General features: G+C 46.5%; 1 protein-coding gene. It reads right to left on the minus strand.

Annotated elements, in window-relative coordinates; translation table 11 throughout:
- Nucleotides 1-26: 26 nt before the first annotated feature.
- The gene (locus I6F43_RS03585; RefSeq protein WP_197101062.1) at nucleotides 27-21,323 is read right to left on the minus strand and encodes an Ig-like domain-containing protein; all 21,297 of its coding nucleotides are present in this window, start codon (nucleotides 21,321-21,323) and stop codon (nucleotides 27-29) included.
- Between the last annotated feature and the right edge of the window lie 5 nt (nucleotides 21,324-21,328).

Below are 21,328 nucleotides of genomic sequence, written 5' to 3' on the forward strand. Positions count from 1 at the left end.
TAATAATTAAGAGGGCTTTATTGATATTAAATATCCGTTTGATTATTACTACTTTCAATTAAGTGTTTGATCATCTCTTCCGATTGATTTTGTACATCAACCGCAGGTGCTGCTGCATCAATGCTTCCCCCACTTTGAGCTGGAGTATAAGCAATTGCAGAGCCTTCGTCCTCAACCAGTGTATTTAGCGCTATAAGCTGCTCTGCATCTTCGCTAATAATAACGTCATCAATATTAAGCGGTTCCGCCGAACTCACTTGCACAGTTTGCTCAGGTGCTGATAGACCACTCAAGTTACCTAAGTCAATTGTTTCAGTGCTTAATATGTTGTTGCTTGAAACTTCATTAGAGATTGTATCGCCTAGAGCCGACTCTTCGCTAAATGATGCAGGGATTGTGTCGCCAGAGGCAGCGCTTGCTCCATTATCGTAAATATTTCCCGTATCCTCTATTGTGTTTTCAGTATTTTTGATTAAGTAGTTTCCAACTTCATCTACAGTTACAAAGTAGAATTGCTCTCCTCCACCTATGTTTAGATTGAGTAAATTTAGAAAGCCTCCCCAATCTCCATTGCTATCAGAAGTAAAACTTCCTGCATTATCTAGTACATCTAAATCTAGACCGAGTAAATTAACACCCAATAATGAAGAGCCAATAATATACACTTCAGTATCTGGTTCTGTCGTTCCTTCAACTGATGGGAGTAAAAAACCTAATGCTGCTCTAAAATCAGTAACTTCAAAACCTATTGGCGTGGTATCAATAATCAATCCAGATATGCTACCGCTTGAAGTTGTATTGCCTGATGTATCAGTTGCTACGGCTGTTACTGTGTACTCCCCATCTGCTAAATCAGTATCCGGTGAAGCACTCCATTCACCTGATGCGTTAGCCGTTACCGGTTTAGTGACCTCAGTTGTGCCACTAAAGGTGACTAATATGGTTTCACCAGCTCCAGCAGTCCCGGTAACGAGTGGGGTTTGATCTGCTGTTATTTCTAATCCCGAGTCAATTGTAATACCTGAGTCAATTGCGCTACTTGATGATTGCGTACCAGTATTACTTGCACCATCAACAATGCTTACATCAACGCTGTAGTTGCCCTCAGGAAGTACTTCTGCTGATGTCACGCTCCAAGTTCCATCAGCTCCAACTGTTGTTTGAACATTGTGAGTGGCACCAGCTGAATCAGTAAACATAACTATAACCGCTGCACCTGCAAAGCTTCCAGTAACTGACCCCGTAACAGTAGGCGTTGTATCTTGCCCTACCAATATTGGATCTATGACTACAGTTGGTGCAGTATAATCGGTGCTTGACACCATAGTATCGCTAGCAGAGTTACCCGCTGTATCGCTTATCGATGCTGTTGCATTAAAGCTACCTTCACTAAGCGCGGTGGTAGCTGTTACTGACCATGTGCCATTGCCTGAAACTTGAGCGGTAATAGTTTGTGAATCATTATTAGCATCGGTAATAACAACACTCACATTTGTACCTGCTGGTGCATCACTTATACCTGTTATCGTCGGTAGCGGGTTATTGGTTACAGGTAATTGATCAACTTCAACTGTTGGTGGTGTTAAATCAATTATTCCACCAAGACTTGTAGAGCTTGAAAGCCCTAAGTCTTCAACTGTAGCACTTACAGTAAAGGCGCCTTCAGCTAATGGTGTTGTAGGTATTAGAGTCCATTCACCGGCAATGGCTGTGGTGTTATATGTCGTTGCTGTACCGCTACTATCGGTAATAACTACCTGTACATCACCTGCTAATACATCCGTGGTACCTGTAATCGTGGGCGTTGTATCGCTTGTATCTACAATTTGATTAATTAACAAACCAGGTAAGGTTGTACTAATAGTGCCTGTTTGGGTTGCTGTTGCTTCATTTCCAGCGCTATCGGTACTTATGGCCTCAACTGTAATTTCTCCTTCAGGTAATAAAGAAGCAATGACAGACCAAGTGCCATCTCCTAAAACAGTAGTAGTAACTGTTTGTACTGCGGCTGTTGAGTCAGTGATATTTACAGTAATTAAACTCCCTACTTCCTCATCGCTAGAGCCTGTAATTGTTGGTGTTAGAGTATTAAGTACTCCGAACGCATCTATTACTAACACTGGTGGAATGGTGTCTATAGTTACTTGTTCAATGGCTGACTGCCCAGTATTACCTGCGGCATCAGTAATACTCGCATACACATCATATACACCATCTGATAAGCTAGTTGTTACTAAAGACCACGTGCCGTCGCTACCAACTACAGCATCAAATACTGTTTCATCACCATTACTACCAATAACAGTTACGTCAATGTCTGTACCCTCAGGCTCTTCAGAACTGCCTGAAATAGTTAATATATCGGTATCGCTAATAGTCAATGGTAAAATATCAACCACTGGTACTAGTGTATCCACTACAAACTCGAGAGTATCGGTAACTACGTTTCCTGCATCATCAGTAATACTCACATTAGCAACGTGCTGCCCTTCAGATAATGCATCAACTTCAAGTGTAAATATTCCCAAAGCATCAACTGTAGTAGTTAGTACAGTGCCGCCATCTAGTTGTATTTCAACAACACCATTAATTAAATCACTGGTACCTTGGATTATTGGCGTGGAGTCTGATGTTGTGCCAATAACCTGTAAGCCAAGTGTTGGCGATATTGTATCCACCACTGCGGTAAGTAGTTGCGTGGTAGTAATACCGACCTCACTTAACACGTCAACTGTTACGCTAAATGTCCCCTCAGCTAATGATTGAGGAACCTGCACAGCCCACGTATTATCTGCTTGCACTATAGCCGTAAGCTCTTGTACTACATTTTCGCTATCTACCACTCTCACTAGCACTTCGGTGCCTGGGGCTTGGTCGGTCGTACCGCTAATTATTGGTAAATCTCCCTCGCCAGTTACAAAGTCAACCACCGCATTAAGTAACGGCGTTGAAGCATCTACATCTGCAGTCGTAATAGTGGTGGTGTTACCCGCTTCATCAGTTGCAGAGGCTTCAACAACTGATAGACCAATAACATTAACTGCTAGGCCTAATAGCTCCCAATCACCATTTGCATCTGTGGTTACATCGTATGTTAAATCGAGTAAATCACCTGCAAGCTCTAGAGTAACCGTAACGGTTTTACCTTCGCCCAAATCAGATGTGCCAGATAAAGAAACCAACTGACCTAATAGGAACGAAGGCACAATTGTTAGCTCTGGTCCCACGGTATCAACCTCACCACCGGTTTTATTGTCGACCGAAGTATTGCCCGCAGCATCGCTAATAGTTGCACTAACACTGTAAACACCGTCAGCTAAAATATTATTAGCAGCCGCTTGCCAGTCTCCATTGCCATCGGTTTGAACGGTCATTTGATGAGAAACTCCAGCAGAATCAGTAAAGGTAACTATAACGTTTGTATTTGCTTCGTTAGACGTACCTGTAATCAATGGAGTGCTATCTTGAGTGAGTATTAATGAACTTTGATTAATACTAATCTCGGGAGCAATTGTATCAATAGTTGCTGTATTTGTTGCGTCCCCGGTATTACCAGCGCTGTCAGTAACAAATACTTCAACTGAATAATCTCCTTGTGAAAGAGAACTACTTGCCTCTACAGACCATATACCACCAGTTTGAACTGTTGTATTTACAGTATGCTTATTCCCTAGTGCATCGGTAAATACCACAGCAACTGCATCCCCCACATTGGCACCTGTCACATTCCCTGAAATACTTGGAGTTAGATCGGTACTTCCAATAATATCGTTAATGGTCACAACAGGCGCTGTTATATCAACTTCCCCTGTAATACTTGTGTTTACAGGATTACCTGCAGTATCTGTTGTTGAAGCTAAAACCGTGTAAGTGCCCTCGCTCAATTCTGTACTTGCAGCGACTGACCATGTGCCATTTGCACCAACCGTAGCATTAACCGTTTGCTCTGCACCTAAGCTATCAGTAATTAAAATAATAACTAATGCGCCTTGCGGTGCGGTTGTTGTGCCTGAAATTGTAGGCGTTGTATCATTTAAAGTTACAAGCGGAGTAATACTAAGCGTTGGCGCGGTTAAATCGATAACACCGCTACCTGTTGTATTACTCGTTAAGCCTCCTTCAGTCACACTTGCCGAAACAGTAAACTCACCTTCAGGAAGAATACTTGTCGCATCAACACTCCAAATACCGCCTACTACCGTCGTAGTTACAGTATGTGAAACGTTATTAACGTCAGTTATAACGACTGTGATCACCGAGTTATCTATTGCACTACTTGTGCCTGATATTGCTGGTGTTTGATCGTTCGTATCAACCATTGTATTAATATTAATTGTAGGCGCATTGGTATTTAAAGTTGCGGTACTATTTGCAACTGATTCATTCCCTGCGGCATCAGTAACACTTGCAGAAACTGTAACTTCACCATCAGTCAGTGCATCTGTAATATCTACAGTCCAAGCACCACCTGCACCAACAACAATTGTGTAAGTCTCGGTACTATCTCCATCGGTCACAGTTACTGTAATACTCGTGTTTTCAGGTTCATTGGATGTGCCTGAAATAGTTGGCGTGCTGTCATTAATTGTACCTAATGCGTTTATAGTAATACTTGGTGCTTGAGTATCAATAAAGCTCGAGCCTGTATCCACACCTTGATTGCCAGCATCATCGGTAATACTTACCTCTACATCATAATTACCATCAGGCAAGCTTGGCGCCGTAACTTGCCAATCGCCGTTAGCATCAACTATTGCGGTTAAAGTATGTATATCACCGTTGCTATCTGTAATAACTATATCGACCACCGTATCCTGTGGTTCAGTTGAAGTGCCACTTATAATTGGTGTCTCAGTGTTAAATACAGTTATATCATTAAGTACAATAACAGGTACTTGGGTATCAATTGTTAAATCAATTGTCGTGCTGCTGATATTATTAGCGTCATCGGTAACACTTACTTGCGCCGTATAATCACCATCAACAAGTGCTACGGGGACATCTACTTGCCAATTGCCATCAGTACCCACTGTTGCTGTTAGTGTTTGACCGCCGATAAGAATGGTTACATCAGCACCAATCTCATTACTCGTGCCTGAAATTGTAGGGGTTGTATCTATTGTCGCGTTAACTTCGTTCACAATTAATGTAGGAGCAACGCTATCTATTTCACCTTGAGTCTGTTGCGTTGTTAAATTACCAACACTGTCTCTAACCTCTGCAACAACGGTGTATTGACCTTGCGCTAGCTCTGCTGGTACATCTGCTGACCAACTGCCATCGGCTTGAACAATCGCAGTAAACTCTTGGCTTTGCCCTGCACTATCGGTAACAGTCACATCAATTACAGTGCCTTGCCCCATATCGGTGGTGCCGCTAATTACTGGGGTGCTATCATTCGATAAAGCATCAACACTAACGGTTAGTTCTGGCGCTACGTTATCAAAATCAAGCGTATTGACTGATGCAATATTACCTGCTGCATCAGTTGCACTGGCTGTTACATAAGCAAGACTAAGTAAAGGCACTGTTATATTTGCAAGCCCCCATGTACCGTCAGCATTCGTTGTCGCGGTGTAAGTTGCGCCAACTAATCCCCCAACTAGGTACTCTGTAATAGTGATTACAGAGCCTCCCGGTAAATCAGAATCCCCCGAAAGAGAAACTAAATTACCTAATAAAAACGATGGAATAATTTCAAGATCCGGAGCGGTTATATCGACTTCGCCAGTGTCTGTACCCGTGCCTGTATTGCCTGCGGCATCGGTGATGCTGGCGCTGACGCTGTAATTACCTTCCGCTAAATCGCCGCTTGGCGTTACACTCCAGTTACCATTAGCATCGGTTTGTACATCAATAGTTTGCACTGCATTCGCTGCATCTGTAAACGTCACCGTGATGGTGCTGCTAGGTGCATCACTGGTGCCTGTCACTGTTGGCGTGCTGTCGTTTGTTAATACTGGCGCATCAACGGTAATGCTTGGCGCGGACGTGTCTATTGTGCCGTTGCCGGTAATATCGGTGCTGTTACCTGCCACATCGCTGATGTTAGCGGTGATCGTGTACGGCCCTTCTGCAAGTGCTGTTGGCACTTCGACTGAGAAGTTGCCATCAGCATCCACAGCGGTGGTCAACGTTTGTGTATTACCTAAATCGTCCACAACCGTGAAGTTAATAACGGTGCCTTCAACCGCATCGCTTGTGCCGCTCAGTGTCGGGGTTACGTCGTTGCTTGAGCCTGGGCTGGTAAGTACAAGTGTAGGTGCGGTGGTGTCTACTTCGCCGGTGCCTGTAGCGGTGGTGTCATTGCCTGCTGCATCGCTCACGCCTGCGCTGATGGTGTATCCACCTTCTGCAATGGCTGCCGGTACAGGAATTGACCACGTACCATTAGCAAGTACGGTGGCGCTCATTGTTTGCGCTGCACCACTGCTATCTGTCACTATAACCGTTATCGTACTGCCTTGCGGTGCATCACTACTGCCTGCAATCGTTGGCGTGGTGTCGTTGCCTACACCGTTGTTGGTAATAACAAGGCTCGGACCTGTTAGATCTATCAGACCTGTCTCGGTGGCACTGCCAATATTGCCCAGTCCATCATCTACCTCTGCGGTGACAGTATATTCACCTTCGGCTAAATCAGTTGGTGCATCGACGCTCCATACACCACCCGTTACGGTCGTATCAACAGTCGTAATATTCCCTGCACTATCTTCAAACGTTAAACTAATGGTGGTGCCATCTGCCGCATCGCTTGTCCCGCGAATTTCTGGCGTGGTGTCATTAGTGTCAACCAGTGCATTAATACTGATACTTGGCGCCGTGGTGTTGAGTGTTGCGTTTTCACTTAATGTAGTGGTGTTGCCTGCACTGTCGCTTACGCTTGCTTCGATAGTGAGTGGACCATCAGTTAGCGCGTTCGGTACATCCGCTGACCAACTGCCATCGGCTTGTACTGTCGCGGTGAACGTTTCTGTATTATCTGCATCCGTGACGTTAATCGTTATAACCGTGCCTGCTGGCGCGTTTGATGTCCCGCTAATTGTTGGCGTGCTGTTATTAGTGGCGCCTACTGTGTCTAACGTCAGTGTCGGCGCTAAGGTATCTAAGCTGCCAGTTTGTGTGGCGCCGCCAGTGTTACCTGCATCATCGGTGATACTGGCTTGTACGGTGTAGCTTCCATCTGGTAATTCAGGGCTAGTTGCTTGCCAATCACCGTTTGCATCCACAGTAGCGGTGATTGGGTGCTCATCACCGTTACTGTCGGTAATAACAATATTTACAACCGTGCCTGCAGGCTCTGTTGAGGTACCACTAATCACTGGGGTGCTGTCGTTACTCAAACCCAGTGCATCAACGGTGACAACTGGTGTGATGGTATCTACATTACCACTGCTGTTTGCGGTACTCTCGTTGCCTGCGGCATCGATAATGCTGGCAACAACGCTAAACTCACCTTGTGCAAGGGCTGTCGATACTTCGATTGCCCAGTGACCATCGCTGCCTACAACGGTGCTAAGGGTTTGATTGATGCCTTCGCTGTCGGTGATGGTGAGTGTTACGGTGCCACCAATTTCATTACTGGTGCCCTGAAGCTCTGGTGTTAAGTCGCTGACATCGCCTACGTTTTGAATGGTGAGTATTGGCGCTTGCGTGTCGATAGTGGTGGTGTCACTCACTGTAGTTTCGTTGCCAACACTGTCGCGTACACTTACTTCAATGGTGCTTTGACCTTCACTTAATGGTGTCGCTGGTGTGGCGCTCCAATCACCGTTTGCATCCACAAGGGCGGTGATAGTTTGCGGGTTGCCTGCGCTATCAGTGACCACGATAGTCACTTGTGCACCCTCACCTGCATCGCTTGTGCCGCTTATGATTGGCGTGTTGCTGTCGCTTTGTGCTGCAACCTCAACAGTAAGCGTTGGTGGTGTATTATCAAAGTCATCTGAGCTAATTGTACGGGTATTACCTGCGGCATCGGTCGCTGTTGCGATCACTGAGCCAACATCAAGTAAAGATACATCCAACCCGACTAATGACCAGTTGCCATCCGCATCCGTTGTAGTGGTATATGTTGCACCAATACCACCGTTAACAAGTTGCTCGGTAATAGTAATTTCACTGCCAGCTGGTAAATCAGAGGTGCCGTTTAATAACACCAATGAGCCTAATAAGAAGGTAGGTGTAAATGCTAAGTCTGGCGGTGTTATATCGACTTCGCCACTATCTGTACCTGTGCCTGTGTTGCCTGCAGCATCGGTGATGCTGGCGCTGACGCTGTAATTACCTTCCGCTAAATCGCCGCTTGGCGTTGCACTCCAGTTACCACTTGCATCGGTTTGTACATCAATGCTTTGAGTCGCATTCGCTGCATCTGTAAACGTAACTGTGATAGTGCTATTAGGTGCATCACTGGTGCCAGTCACTGTGGGTGTGGTGTCATTGGTGAGTACTGGCGCATCTACACTCACACTTGGTGCTGTGGTATCAATCGTGCCGTTGCCGGTAATATCGGTGCTGTTACCTGCCACATCGCTGATGCTGGCGTTAATACTGTACGGCCCTTCGGCTATCGCATTAGGCACTTCGACTGAGAAGTTGCCATCGGCATCAACCGTGGTGGTGAACGTTTGTGTATTGCCTTGATCGTCCACCACGGTGAAGTTAATAACGGTGCCTTCAACCGCATCGCTTGTTCCGCTGAGTGTCGGGGTGATGTCGCTACTTGAGCCTGGACTGGTAAGTACAAGTGTCGGTGCGGTGGTATCTATTTCACCAGTGCCTGTGGCGGTGGTGTCGTTGCCTGCGACATCTTCTACACTCGCGCTAATGGTGTATGCGCCTTCTGCAAGTGCTACCGGTACAGGCATTGACCACGTGCCATTGGCTAGTACGGTGGCGCTCATTGTTTGCGCTGCGCCGCTGCTGTCGGTGACAACAATGGTTACTTCACTGCCTTGCGGTGCATCGCTGGTACCTGCAATCGTTGGCGTGGTGTCGTTGCCTACACCGTTGTTGGTAATAACAAGGCTCGGACCTGTTAGGTCTATCTGACCTGTCTCGGTGGCGCTGCCAATATTACCCAGTCCATCATCTACCTGTGCGGTAACAGTGTATTCGCCTTCGGCTAACTCAACAGGCGCTGCAACGCTCCATAGGCCACCGGTGACCGTGATGGTCGTGGTGGTTTCAGCTCCTGCACTGTCTACAAACGTTAAGCTGATAGTGGTGCCATCGGCTGCATCACTTGTACCATTAATGGTTGGTGTGGTGTCGTTGGTATCAACCAAGGCATTAATGTTAATGCTCGGCGCGGTGGTGTTGAGTGTCGCGGTTTCACTTAATGTGGTGGTGTTTCCGGCGTTATCGCTCACGCTGGCTTCAATAGTAAGCTCTCCATCAGCTAATGCTGTCGGCACATCTGCTGACCAACTGCCGTCGGCTTGTACTGTCGCGGTGAACGTTTCGGTTGTGGTGCCGTCGCTTACGCTGATGTTTATCACTGTGCCCGCTGGAGCATTGCTGCTTCCGCTGATTGCTGGGGTGCTGTCGTTCGTAGCGCCCACGGTATCCAGTGTTAATGTCGGTGCTAAGGTATCAAGAGTGCCTGATTGAACTGCGCCACCTGTGTTGCCTGAATCATCGGTGATACTGGCTTGTACGGTGTAGCTGCCATCTGGTAATTCAGGGCTGGTTGCTTGCCAATTACCGTTTGCATCCACAGTAGCGGTGATTGGGTGTTCATCACCGTTGCTGTCAGTAATAACAATGTTTACAACCGTGCCTTCAGGCTCTGTTGAGGTACCACTAACAACTGGGGTGCTGTCGTTACCTAGACCCAATGCGTCAACAGTGACGATTGGTGTAACCGTATCAACATTGCCACTGCTATTCGCTGTGCTCTCATTGCCTGCGGCATCGGTAATGCTCGCAACAACTGTGAAGTCGCCTTGGGCAAGCGCGTTTGATACTTCAATAACCCAGTGGCCATCGCTGTCAACTATCGTATCAATGGTTTGCACAGCACCTGCGCTATCCGTGATAGTGAGTGTGACAGTGCCACCAATTTCATTACTGGTGCCCTGAAGCTCTGGTGTTAAATCGCTAACATCGCCTACGTTTTGAATGGTGAGCGTTGGCGCTTGCGTGTCGATAGTCGTGGTGTCACTCACGGTGGTTTCATTGCCAACACTGTCGCGTACACTTACTTCAATGGTGCTTTGACCTTCACTTAATGGTGTCGCTGGTGTGGCGCTCCAATCACCGTTTGCATCCACAAGGGCGGTGATAGTTTGTGGGTTGCCGTTGCTGTCGGTAACCACAATCGTCACTTGCGCGCCTTCACCCGCATCACTTGTACCGCTTATGATTGGCGTGTTGCTGTCGCTTTGTGCGTCAACCTCAACAGTAAGCGTTGGTGGTGTGTTATCAAAGTCGTCTGAGCTAATTGTACGCGTGTTACCTGCTGCATCGGTCGCTGTTGCGATCACTGAGCCAACATCAAGTAACGATACATCTAATCCGACTAATGACCAGTTGCCATCCGCATCGGTTGTAGTGGTATAAGTTGCACCAATACCCCCGTTAACAAGTTGCTCGGTAATAGTAATTTCACTACCTGCTGGCAAGTCAGACGTACCACTTAATGTGACTAATAAGCCAAGCTCAAACGTTGGCGTAAAGGCAAGTGCTGGCGGGGTTACGTCTACTTCGCCACTGTCCGTGCCGGTGCCTGTGTTGCCTGCGGCATCGGTGATGCTAGCGCTGACGCTGTAGTCACCTTCAGCTAATGTACCTGTTGGTGTCGCACTCCAGTTACCATTAGCATCGGTTTGTACATCAATGCTTTGTGTGGTATTCGCTGCATCGGTAAACGTCACCGTGATGGTGCTGTTAGGTGCATCACTGGTGCCTGTCACTGTCGGCGTGCTGTCGTTGGTTAGTAACGGCGCATCTACACTCACACTTGGTGCTGTGGTATCAATGGTGCCATTGCTCGCAATATCAGTGCTGTTGCCTGCCACATCGCTGATGTTGGCGGTGATCGTGTACGGCCCTTCTGCCAAGGCAGTCGGTACTTCTATAGAGAAGTTACCATCAGCATCCACAGTGGTGGTGAAGGTTTGTGTATTGCCTAAATCATCCACTACGGTGAAGTTAATAACGGTGCCTTCAACCGCATCGCTTGTGCCGCTAAATGTCGGGGTGATGTCATTACTTGAACCAGGGCTGGTAAGTATAAGTGTCGGTGCAATGGTATCTATTTCACCAGCACCTGTGGCGATGGTGTCGTTGCCTGCCACATCTTCAACACTCGCGCTTACGGTGTATGCACCTTCTGCAAGTGCTACTGGTACAGGGATTGACCACGTACCATTAGCAAGCACGGTGGCACTCATGGTTTGCGCTGCGCCGTTGCTGTCGGTGACAACAATGGTTACTTCACTGCCTTGCGGTGCATCGCTGGTACCTGCAATCGTTGGCGTGGTGTCGTTGCCTACACCGTTGTTGGTAATAACAAGGCTCGGACCTGTTAGGTCTATCTGACCTGTCTCGGTGGCACTGCCAATATTGCCCAGTCCATCATCTACCTGTGCGGTGACAGTATATTCGCCTTCGGCTAAATCAGTTGGTGCATCGACGCTCCATACACCACCCGTTACGGTCGTATCAACAGTCGTAATATTTCCTGCACTATCTTCAAACGTTAAACTAATGGTGGTGCCATCTGCCGCATCGCTTGTACCATTAATAGCTGGGGTGGTGTCGTTGGTGTCAACCAGTGCATTAATACTAATGCTTGGCGCCGTGGTGTTGAGTGTTGCGTTTTCACTTAATGTAGTGGTGTTGCCTGCACTGTCGCTTACGCTTGCTGCGATAGTGAGTGGACCATCAGTTAGCGCGTTCGGTACATCCGCTGACCAGCTGCCATCAGCTTGTACTGTCGCGGTGAACGTTTCTGTTGTGGTGCCATCACTCACGCTGATGCTAATAACAGTCCCCTCTGGCGCATTGGTACTTCCGCTGATAGTCGGGGTGCTATCGTTCGTTGCGCCCACGGTATCAAGCACAAGCGTTGGCGCGAGGCTATCAATGGTGCCTGATTGAACTGCGCCGCCGGTGTTGCCTGCATCATCGGTGATACTGGCTTGTACGTTGTAGCTTCCATCTGGTAATTCAGGGCTGGTTGCTTGCCAATCACCATTTGCATCCACGGTGGCGGTGATTGGGTGTTCATCACCGTTACTGTCGGTAATAACAATGTTTATAACCGTGCCTGCGGGCTCTGTTGATGTGCCGCTAACGGTCGGTGTGCTGTCGTTACCTAAGCCCAGTGCATCAACGGTGACGATTGGCGTAATGGTATCAACATTGCCACTGCTGTTGGCTGTGCTCTCGTTGCCTGCCGCATCGGTAATATTCGCGCTTACAGTAAAATCACCTTGTGCAAGGGCACCTGGAATTTCAATATTCCAGTGACCATCGCTGCCTACAACAGTGCTAAGGGTTTGATTGATGCCTTCGCTGTCGGTGATGGTGAGTGTTACGGTGCCACCAATTTCATTACTGGTGCCCTGAAGCTCTGGTGTTAAATCGCTGACATCGCCCACGTTTTGAATGGTGAGTAGTGGCGCTTGCGTGTCGATAGTCGTGGTGTCACTCACGGTGGTTTCATTGCCGACACTGTCGCGCACACTTACTTCAATGGTCGTTTCACCTTCGCTTAGCGGTGTGGTTGGAGTGGCGATCCAATCACCGTTTGCATCCACAAGGGCGGTGATAGTTTGTGAATTACCATCGCTATCGGTCACTACAATAGTGACTTGCGCGCCTTCACCCGCATCACTTGTACCGCTTATGATTGGCGTGTTGCTGTCGCTTTGTGCTGCAACATCAACAGTGAGTGTCGGCGGTGTATTATCAAAGTCATCTGAGCTAATTGTACGGGTATTACCTGCTGCATCGGTCGCTGTTGCGATCACGGAGCCTAAGTTCAGTAATGAGATGTCGATACCAGTTAATGACCAGTTACCATTGGCATCTGTGGTTGTGGTGTAACTTAGTCCTACGCCACCGCCTACCAGTTGCTCGGTAATGGTAATTTCACTGCCAGCCGGTAAATCAGAGGTACCGTTTAATAACACCAATGAACCTAATAAGAAGGTAGGTGTAAACGCTAAATCTGGTGGTGTAACATCTACTTCGCCACTGTCTGTACCCGTGCCTGTATTGCCTGCGGCATCGGTAATGCTGGCGCTGACGCTGTAATTACCTTCAGCTAATGTACCTGTTGGTGTCGCACTCCAGTTACCATTTGCATCGGTTTGTACATCAATGCTTTGGGTGGCATTTGCTGCGTCTGTAAATGTAACCGTAATGGTGCTGTTAGGTGCATCACTGGTGCCAGTCACAGTTGGTGTGGTGTCGTTGGTGAGTACTGGCGCATCCACACTCACACTTGGTGCTGTGGTATCAATGGTGCCAATGCCTGTAATGTTGGTGCTGTTACCTGCCACATCGCTGATGTTGGCGGTGATCGTGTACGGCCCTTCTGCCAGTGCAATCGGTACTTCAACTGAGAAGTTGCCATCAGCACCCACAGTGGTGGTGAAGGTTTGTGTATTGCCTTGATCGTCCACTACGGTGAAGTTAATAACCGTGCCTTCAACGGCATCGCTTGTGCCACTGAGTGTCGGGGTGATGTCGTTACTTGAGCCTGAGCTGGTAAGTACAAGTGTCGGTGCGGTGGTATCTATTTCACCAGTGCCTGTGGCGGTGGCTTCATTACCAGCGGTGTCTTCAACACTCGCGCTAATGGTGTATGCACCTTCTGCAAGTGCTACCGGTACAGGGATTGACCACGTGCCATTGGCAAGTACAGTGGCGCTCATTGTTTGTGGTGTGCCACTGGTATCTGTCACTATAACCGTTACCGTACTGCCTTGCGGTGCATCGCTAGTACCGGTAATAGTTGGGGTGGTATCGTTGCCTACGCCGTTGTCGGTAATAACAAGGCTCGGTGCGGTTAAGTCTATCTGACCTGTTTCGGTGGCGCTGCCGATATTACCTAGGCCATCGTCTACCTCTGCGGTCACCGTGTATTCACCTTCGGCTAAATCAGTTGGTGCATCAACGCTCCAGACGCCACCCGTTACCGTCGTATCAACAGTCGTAATATTCCCTGCACTGTCTTCAAACGTTAAGCTAATGGTGGTGTTATCTGCCGCATCGCTTGTACCATTAATGGTTGGGGTAGTGTCGTTGGTATCAACCAATGCATTAATACTAATGCTTGGGGCCGTGGTGTTGAGTGTTGCGGTTTCACTTAATGTAGTGGTATTACCGGCGTTATCACTAACGCTAGCTTCAATGGTGAGTGGACCATCGCTCAGTGCATTCGGTACATCCGCTGACCAGCTGCCATCAGCTTGTACTGTCGCGGTGAACGTTTCTGTTGTGGTGCCATCACTCACGCTGATGCTAATAACAGTCCCCGCTGGCGCATTGGTACTTCCGCTGATAGTCGGGGTGCTATCGTTCGTTGCGCCCACGGTATCAAGCACAAGCGTTGGCGCGAGGCTATCAATGGTGCCCGATTGCACGGCGCTATCGGTGTTACCTGCGGCATCGGTAATGCTGGCTTGCACACTGTAGCTGCCCTCTGGTAATTCAGGGCTGATTGCTTGCCAGTTGCCGTTCGCATCGACTGTGGCTGTAATTGGTGTTTCATCGCCGTTACTGTCTGTGATAACAATATTCACAACGGTGCCTTCAGGCTCTGTTGAGGTACCACTAACAACTGGGGTGCTGTCGTTGCCTAAACCCAGTGCATCAACGGTGATAACCGGTGTAATGGTATCTACATTACCACTACTGTTGGCCGTGGTGTCGTTGCCTGCAGCATCAGTGATGCTGGCAACAACGCTAAAGTCACCTTGTGCAAGGGCACCTGGAATTTCAATATTCCAGTGGCCATCACTTTCAACGGTGGTGGTGAAGGTTTGCTCAGCGCCTTGGCTGTCGGTGATGGTCAGTGTTACGGTGCCGCCAATTTCATTACTAGTGCCCTGCAGCTCAGGTGTTAAATCGCTGACATCGCCTACGTTTTGAATGGTGAGTATTGGCGCTTGTGTGTCTAACGTAATTGTATCTGTAACTGTTGTCGTATTTCCTGCTTCGTCAGATACACTCACTTCGATGGTGTTATCACCTTCATTTAAATCTGTTTGTGGAGTTACTTCCCAGTTACCATTTGCATCTACTGTGGTGCTAAGTGTTTGTTCAACTCCATTTTCATCTGTAATAACAACCGTGATACTGGTACCAACGTCTGCATCACTAGTGCCTGAAATAGTAGGCGTTGAGTCGTTGGTTACAGCTTCAAAGTCAACGGTTAAGCTAGGTCCTGATGTATCTATGTTACCTGTAGCCGTATCTGAAGCGCTATTTCCTGCAGCATCAGATACTTCAGCTTCTACAGAATAATCGCCCGAGGCCAACTCTTGAGAAAGTTCAACACTCCAATTACCTTCTACATCCGTTGTAGTGCTAAATGTGCGAACAACCCCTTGAGAATCAGTAACCGTTAAATTTATAACTGTGCCTGCAACTACGTCTGTTGTGTTACCAGAAATAACCGGTGTTGTATCATTACTTGTTTCTAGTTCATTTACTTGTATGGTTGGAGGCGTAATATCAATTACAGCATCAAGCTCTGCATTAGCCGTTCCACCACCTATGTCTGTTACTGTTGCACTAATTAAAATGGTGCCCTCAGCTAAATTTGCAGGCGGAGTAACACTCCAAAGACCGTTTTCATCAACAACTGTGGTTAAAGTAATTATTGCACCCGCTGAGTCAGTGATCTGAACTTCAACTTGAGAGCCAGCTTGTGCATTAAAAGTATCACCATTTATTTGAGGTGTTTGATCGTTAGTTTCGCCAATAATATCAATGGTAATGGTCAATGCGCTTGTATCAATTGTGCCTGAAGCACTTGCTGTGCCTTCATTACCAGCGCTATCACTAATACTTGCATCTACAGAGTAGCTTCCTTCAGCTAAAGCCGCGGATACTTCTGCAGTCCAACTTCCATCAGCAATTACTTGTGCTGAAATTATTTGTACTGCGCCATTAGCATCGGTCACTGTTAAAGTTATGGTTGAACCAGCAGGCTCCCCGCTAACTGTGCCTGAAATGGTCGGTGTTGTATCACTCGTATCGCCTAGTGCATTAATAGTAACTATTGGCGCTGTGGTATCAACTTCTCCCGTTGTTGTGGCTGTGGTTTCATTACCCGCGGTATCAGTAATCGATACTTCAACAGTAAATTCGCCTTCACTTAATTCGTTCGGTACATCCACACTAAAGGTGCCATCGGCTTGTACTTCAGTAGTAATAGTTTGTGGGTTACCTGCTTCATCAGTTACAGTAATAGTAACAACGGTGCCCTCTGGCTCACCCGTTGCGGTGCCTGAAATAGTTGGGGTGGTGTTGTTAGTATCACCTACGGGGTCAATAATAACTGTTGGCGCGGCAGTATCAACTTCGCCTGTTGTTGTTGCTGTGGTTTCATTACCTGCGGTATCGGTAACCGATACTTCAACGGTAAATTCGCCTTCACTTAATTCATTTGGTACATCAACACTAAAGGTGCCATCGGCTTGTACTTCTGTGGTAATAGTTTGTGGATTACCTGCTTCATCAGTTACGGTAATAGTAACAACCGTGCCCTCTGGCTCACCCGTTGCGGTGCCTGAAATAGTTGGGGTGGTGTTGTTAGTATCACCTACGGGGTCAATAATAACTGTTGGCGCGGCAGTATCAACTTCTCCCGTTGTTGTTGCGGTAGTTTCATTCCCTGCAGTATCGGTAACCGATACTTCAACCGTAAATTCACCTTCACTTAATTCGTTCGGCACATCAATACTAAAGGTGCCATCGGCTTGTACTTCAGTGGTAATGATTTGTGGGTTACCTGCTTCATCAGTCACGGTAATAGTAACAACTGTGCCTTCTGGCTCGCCCGTTGCTGTACCTGAAATAGTTGGGGTAGTGTCGTTACTATCAGCCAGTGCATCTATCGTGATCACCGGTGCTAAAGTATCAACCTCGCCAGTCGTAGTTGCTGTGGTTTCATTGCCCGCAGTATCTGTAACCGATACTTCAACGGTAAATTCACCCTCACTTAATTCGTTCGGTACATCAACACTAAATGTGCCATCAGCTTGCACTTCAGTAGTAATTATTTGTGGGTTACCTGCTTCATCAGTTACCGTAATAGTAACAACCGTGCCTTCTGGCTCACCTGTTGCGGTGCCTGAAATAGTTGGGGTGGTGTCGTTACTATCAGCCAGTGCATCTATCGTAATCACCGGTGCTGAGGTATCAATAGTACCCGTTGTTACTTCTGTACTTTCGTTACCCGCAGTATCAGTGATTGATACGTCTACGCTGTATTCGCCTTCACTTAATTCGTTCGGCACATCAATACTAAAGGTGCCATCGGCTTGTACTTCTGTGGTGATGGTTTGTGGGTTACCTGCTTCATCGGTCACGGTAATAGTAACAACGGTGCCTTCTGGCTCGCCCGTTGCTGTACCTGAAATAGTTGGGGTGGTGTCGTTACTATCAGCCAGTGCATCAATCGTAATAGTTGGTGCGGTATTATCGATAGTTCCTTGTGCTGAAGTTTCACTTTGATTACCTGCTTCATCGCTAACGATGGCATTAACGCTAAAGTCACCTTCAACTAACTCATTAATAGCATCAGCTGTCCAGGTACCATCAGCTAGCGTTTGTGTTGTAATTGTTTGTGTATTACCACCAGCGTCCGTCAATGTTAACGTAACCGTTGTTCCAGCTGGCACATTTTGTACGGAACCTGAAATTGTTGGAGTAGTATCGGCGCTATCTGGGATTGCATTAATTGCTATAATTGGAGCTGATAAATCAATTGTTCCAGTACCGGTATCGCTTGCTTCATTACCTGCAGCGTCTGTTACTGTTGCTGTAATTGTAAAATCGCCTTCAGTAACAGCTTGAGTTGCACCTACTTGCCAAGTTCCATCTTCTGACACAACCGCCGTCAATGTTTGTGACTCACCATTTGCATCAGTAACTAAAACACTAACAAGGCTACCCGGTGCTACATCACTCGTTGTTCCACTAAATATAGGTGTTGTGTCGTTTGAATCAGCAAAGTCATTTATTGCAACTAAAGGAGGGGTGGTATCAACTGAGCCTAATTGTGAATCTTGAGCTGCGTTACCCGCATTATCAGATACATTAGCTGTTACTGTAAAATCTCCCTCGCTTAAAGCAGTTGGAATCTCAATACTCCAAGTACCATCAGCACTTATAGTAGTGACTAACTGTTGCTCAGCCCCTAGACTATCGGTAACAATTAAAGTTACTTCACTGCCCGATGCTAATCCTTGGGTAGAGCCGGTAAGAACAGGTGTTGTATCGTTTGTATCTGCAATATTGTTAATAGTCACACTTGGTGCAGTTAAATCAACCGTACCTGTAACAGTTGCAGTACTGCTATTACCAGCAGTATCACTAACACTCGCTGTTACTGTGAAATCACCTTCACTGAGATCTGCAATAATATCCGCTGTATATGTACCATCTGTATTTGTAATTGTTGTAAGTGTTTGTTCATTGCCTTCACTGTCAGTTATTACTAATGTAACTTCGGTCCCTGCAGGTACATCAATTACATTACCGCTTACAGATGGGGTTACATCATTCGTATCCTCAATAGGATTAATCGTGATTGCAGGATCGGTTAAATCAATCTCTCCAGTTTCGCTTGCAGAAGCTGTATTACCTGCAGCATCAGTCACTGTTGCAACCACACTAAACTGGCCTTCAACTAATTCATTACTTGCCTCAACTGACCAACTTCCATCAGCACCAGTAACTACTTGCACGGTTTCTGCTACGCCATCGCTTCCTGTAAATGTAACGGTTACTAACGCACCAGGTTCTACGTCTTGTGTAGAGCCGCTAATTGTTGGTGTTGTATCGTTAGTATCAATAATAAAATTAATGCTTATAGTTAAATCAACATTACCTACTGCACTTGCTTGCGCCTCATTGCCCGAGTCATCTATAACCGCTGCAACTACAGTAAAGTCGCCCTCAGGCAGAGGAGTTGTTACTTGTGCAGTCCACGAACCATCTGCTTGCGTCACTGCAAGTAATGTAAATGTACTCCCATCGCTTGCCGTAATAGTTAAAGTAATGGTTGTACCTGCAGGCACATTACCGGTGTTACCACTTAAAAATGGAGTGGTATCGTTAGTATTAGCAATTGCATCGATTTGAATTGAAATAGGAGCAAACGTTATTTCGCCGTTTGTTTGCGCAGTAGCCTCATTACCTGCTACATCGGTTACTGACGCAGTTGCTGTAAACTCACCACCTGGCAAGATTTCATTAGCATCAACACTCCATGTGCCATCTTCATTTAATAAAGTAGTTAAAGTTTGTACGCTACCGTTTATATCGGTTACTAATACTGTAATTACAGAGCCTGCTGGAGCGTCTTCTACCCTACCTACAAATGTTGGTGTAGTATCGTTAGTATCAGCAATTGCAGTAACGGTAATATCTGGATTTGTTAAATCAACAACACCTTGGTTATTTGCTTGGGCTTGGTTACCTGCAGCATCGCTTACACTTGCATCAACCTCAAACTGCCCTTCAGCCAATGGCGTAGTTACGTCAATAGACCAATCACCATCAGCGTTAGTTTGGGTTAATAATGTTTGAGTTTGACCATTAAAATCGGTAATAACCACACTAATAATAGAGCCAGCAGGTACATCTTGCGCGTTACCTGTAATAGTTGGCGTGGTGTCTTGAGTGTCGTTAATATTATTAATTTGTACCGTAGGCGCCGTTAAATCAATTACTCCTGAATCACTTGCTAATGCTAAGTTTCCTACACTGTCGCTTACTTGTGCATCAACAGTAAAATCACCTTCAGGTAAAGGAGTCCCAACTTCTACACTCCAGCTTCCATCGGCTTGAGTAACCGCTGTTAATGTTTGTATTTGTCCTGCACTATCTGTAACAGTAATTGTTACTTGCGTGCCTTCAGGAACCCCATTTGTTGTTCCAACAAGTGGTGGTGTTGCGTTATTTGTTTCATCAGTTACATTTACTGTGATTACCGGAGCAGTTAAATCTACATTAGCTAAAGCTTGATCTACAGCTTGATTTCCAGCGGCATCAATCGCCACTGCGCTTACGTTAAACTCTCCTTCAGATAAAGGTGAGGTAGTAGTAATAACCCAATTTCCTAGCGCATCAACCTGAGTAACAATTGTTTGTACCGTACCTGCACTATCCGTTAACGTGACCGACACATTATCACCAGTGTTCAACCCAGATACTGTTCCTGTTACTGTCACTGTTTGCGAAGCAGAATCGGCAACAGGATCAATAGCAATAAGCGGAGGTGTTGTATCAATTTCTATAGAAATAGTGTCGTTTATAGGGTTGCCAACAGGATCTGTCGCTTCAACAACAACCGTTACAGGGCCATCTGCGATTGGAGTTGGTAGGGTTATTTCAAAGGTACCATCAGGGCCAATCACAACACTAACTACTTGAGAATTTCCATCAACATCAGTTACCGTCACATTAACCGTTTCGCCAATTAAGTTTTCACTCGTACCGGTAATTGTTGGTTGTGATGAATTAGTAACGCCCAGCTCATTAAGTGAAATAGAAGCCGAAGTTGCGTCAGGCACAATACCATCAGAGGTATCTCTTAAATTAAAAGCTTCAGTAGCGTTTTGATCAAAAGAAGAATCAAAAGTAACACTACTAGGATCAACACTTTCAGAAATTCGGGTTAACTGTACAAACGAACTACCTCCATCGGCACCAGCTGCATTACCGCCACCAGCGGCTGTTGCCTCTAAATTATCTAAAATGTCCCCATCACCCTCTAATGCATCTAAAAAATCTGTTACATCTGAATTAGCCGCCGTTGATGAGTCTTGCTCTGTACCTAAGTCTAAGCTTGCGATTGCTTCATCTAAACTTTCATCAAAAACAGTTGTTTCGCTAGAGTCTCTTGCTTCTTTCGCTAATAGGTCTGGTGTTATTTTTACCTTTTGATTTGCGGGTATAGATAAGGTTTCACCTTGCACATCTATTTGTAACGACGACTTAATAGCAGTAACAACTAAATCACCTACGGTAATAATGTCACCAACGTTTAACGCTCTTATTGATCCATCATCCAACACAACACCCGCCGAACCCTGAATATCAATAACTACAAGTTGATTTGCTTCCATTTAGG

Source organism: Pseudoalteromonas sp. NZS71_1, assembly GCF_015864305.1.
GTDB classification, from domain to species: domain Bacteria; phylum Pseudomonadota; class Gammaproteobacteria; order Enterobacterales; family Alteromonadaceae; genus Pseudoalteromonas; species Pseudoalteromonas arctica.